Raw genomic sequence first — 3,122 nt, forward strand, 5'->3', positions numbered from 1 at the left:
CGGCGCGGCGACGCACGGTAGGCCGCCTCCTCGTCGAGCAGCCGGCCCACCGGCGCGAACCGGCCGGGAGGCGGGGTGGTGCCGGCGGCCAGCGCCGTGTACAGCTCGGCCGTGCGGCGGAAGACCAGGGTGTAGCCGTATCCGTCGAGCAGGATGTGGTGCACCCGTTGGAACCAGAACCAGCGGTCCGGCGCCACCGTGAAGAGGGCCTGAGTGAAGAGCGGTCCCTCGGTGAGATCGACCGCGGTGTCCAGGTCGGCACGCATCCACGCCTCAGCGGCGGCCTGCGGGTCCGGCTCATGCCGCACGTCGACGAGGTGCAGGGGCCAGTCGTCGGACGGCACGGGCACGCTGCGCGGCCCCTGGGGCGTCTCGACGAAGCGCAGGCCGAACGTCTCCGCCTCCCGGACGGTGCGCCGCAGCGCGCGGGCGAACAGCTCCGGGTCGACCGCCCCGTGGATCTCCACGTACTCGCCGGTGTTGAACGCGGCGCTCGTGGGGTCCAGCCGCTGGGCGAACCAGAGGCCTTCCTGCGCGCCGGACAGCGGACGCCCGACATCCTCGGGACCAGGCATGGCACCAACCCTCAGTAGCTGTGTCGAATTCTCTGCCGGAGATCGAGCCCTGCGAAACACGGGGCGCAAGCCCTACGGAGCCGGGCGTGCGCGGGTACGGAAAGAACGCGGACAATCGTGGCCGGCAGGGCATTCACCGAAGATGATCCGGAGAAACTCTAGGGAAACCACTAGAAGCTTCCTGCTGGCGCTCCATTTCACTCGTCGGCTGAGTGCGCGGCAACGGAACGGTGCCCCACCGACGAGAGCAACACTGCACGAGAGAAAGTCAGAGAGTCAAGGGAAGCCGTGTCGACGCATTGCGCGGGGAGTGCCGGAACGCCGCTTTATAACTGCTTCTTCGTGGCCCGCAGCAGGGCGAGCGAGATGGGAGCAAAACCGGCGCGGCGCGGCGTGCGTCGACCGGCGGGCGTGTGCGGGGGCCTCCGTGCCGGCCTCCTCGCCGATGCTGCGGTGGGGGAGCCGGCCGCCTGCGCTGACGGTGTGAGTCCGGATCGGGCAGCCTCACCTGCGGAGACGCCGGTCGTGGGCGGTTTCGGCCGAAAGTGCGCGGTGGTGATGAGGGAGCCGTGCCTGGTCGGCGCCCGAGCCCGCCCGGTTCTGCGCCGTTCGCGGCTCCACGGTCGTTGAACGGGCATGTTGCGGGCGGTCGGAGTTCATTGCCTTTTCTTTGTCCGAAGGATTGTCCGAATCGGCTTCCCTCAATGGTGAGGGCGGTTATGCGCGGTGTGCTTCCGGCTGCGCACGCGGAGCAACGACCCAGGGGGACTGTCGCTCTTGTCCGGTTTTGCTTGCCCTATCGGGCAGGTTCCGCCGAGTGCCGGAGCAGGAATAGAGGGAGATCGGTTTCCGCCATCCCGCCGAGGATCCGTAGAAGTCGAATCGGGCAGCCCCTTGAAAGGACGGGGTGTTTCCGTTTGACTGAAGCTGCGTTTCGGGCTCGGTCGCACGACTGCCCCGGCAATTCCGCTGCCCGCTGGCAACGGGCGCGTTTCGACATGTTCGACGCGACGCGTCCGCGCAGCCGGCCGGCCGGCGGAGTGCACGCGGCAGCACACCCGTTGAACGCCGCACCGGCGCAGGACCGGAGAAACCGGTCCCGGCCGTCCGGCGCGGAGGCGCCGGGCGCGGACGGTCACGGCGGCGTGCCCCGGCGCAGCGCCGCCACACGTCCTGTGGCGCGTGAGAACAACGAGAGGCCAGTGACATGTACCGCAAGTTGTGCCCGGCGGAGACGCTCTACGTCGCACAGCGCAGCCGGGCCGTGCTCTCCTGCACCGTCCGCGGCGAACTCGACGAGCAGCTGCTCGCCGAGGCCTTCGCCGCCAAGGTCGCCGAGCACCCGCCCCTCGGCGCCCGGATCGCGCAGGACGGCACCGGGTACGAACTGCGACCGCTGCCCGAGTCCGACGTGCCGGCACTCCAGGTGAGGCCGGACGGACCGGAAGCCTTCAACGAGGAGCTCAACCGGCCGCTCACCGTCGGCGGTCCACTGGCCCGCGCGGTCCTGCTCCGAGGCGAGACCGACCACACCCTGGTGCTGGTCGTCGACCACACCATCACCGACGGCCACAGCGCCATCGCACTGCACCACGCCCTGTGGCAGACCTACACGGCACTCGCGGACGGCGGCCCCCGCGAACCGGCAGCGGGCGAACGCCCCTGGCCGCCGCCCGTCACGGAGCGCATGCCGTCCGGCGACGCACAGGAGACCGAGCGCTATCTGGAGCAGCGCGCCGAGCGGGCCCGCCGCTTCCCCGTCGTGTCCCTGCCGTACGAGGCGGCCGAACCGGGCCGTGCGGAGCAGGGCGGCGCGGTGGACGTGCAACGGGTGCTGCTGGAGCCGGACGAGACGGCGGCCCTGCGGGACTTCGCCAGGGCCGCCGAGGTGTCGGTGCACGGCCTGGTGAGCGCGGCGCTGCTCACCTCGGTGCGCGGAGGCCTCGGCGAGGACGCGGAGCCGCGCACCCTCGGCTGCCTGTCCCCGGTGGACCTGCGCTCCCGGGTGACGCCGCCGCTGGAACGCGAGCTGATGGTGCCCGCGGTGGCGTCCTACCTGGACGTCCTCCCGGTGGCGGGCGACGCCGACCCGCTGACGCTGGCCCGCCAGGTCGCGGGGAACCTGCACGCGGCGATCGGACGCGGCGACTTCCTCCAGGAGATCCGCATGCTGCCCCAGGCGGTGCGGAACCCGGCGCTACTCGCGACCAGTGTCATCGTGACCAACATGGGAGCTGTGCCCGGGCCGCCGGTGCCGCCCGGACTGGACGTCGTGGACATGCGCCTCGTGCCGGCCCGCGAGCAGTACTTCCCGCAGGCCGGCAGGGGACCGGTGATGGGGTGCGTGACGTCCTTCGACAACCGCCTGTGTGTCGAACTCCCCTACAGCCGCGAGTGTTTCGGGACCGAGCAGATCAGGGGCATCCGGGACCGCGTGCACGCCGCGCTGCTCGCCCTGCCGGCGTCGAAGGCACCCGACGGTGCGGCGCACGCCGTCTGACGGCCACCTGCCTCCCGACCGTCCGCGGTTCCGCGGGCGGTCGGGGG

Annotated in this window: 2 protein-coding genes; one reads left to right on the plus strand and one right to left on the minus strand. The window is 71.4% G+C overall.

The genetic code is table 11. The features are described from left to right. The coding region (locus tag ACYVE9_RS20675; RefSeq protein ID WP_461029383.1) for a condensation domain-containing protein at nt 1-575 on the minus strand (575 nt) is incomplete at its 3' end. A 1,207-nt stretch (nt 576-1,782) separates the two neighbouring features. Here ACYVE9_RS20675 and ACYVE9_RS20680 point away from each other — a divergent pair. Further along, nucleotides 1,783-3,075: a phthiocerol/phthiodiolone dimycocerosyl transferase family protein gene (locus tag ACYVE9_RS20680; protein ID WP_461029384.1), complete on the plus strand. Its 1,293-nt coding sequence runs from the start codon at nt 1,783-1,785 to the stop codon at nt 3,073-3,075. The last annotated feature ends 47 nt before the right edge of the window (nt 3,076-3,122 follow it).

It is taken from the genome of Streptomyces sparsus (genome assembly GCF_054776295.1).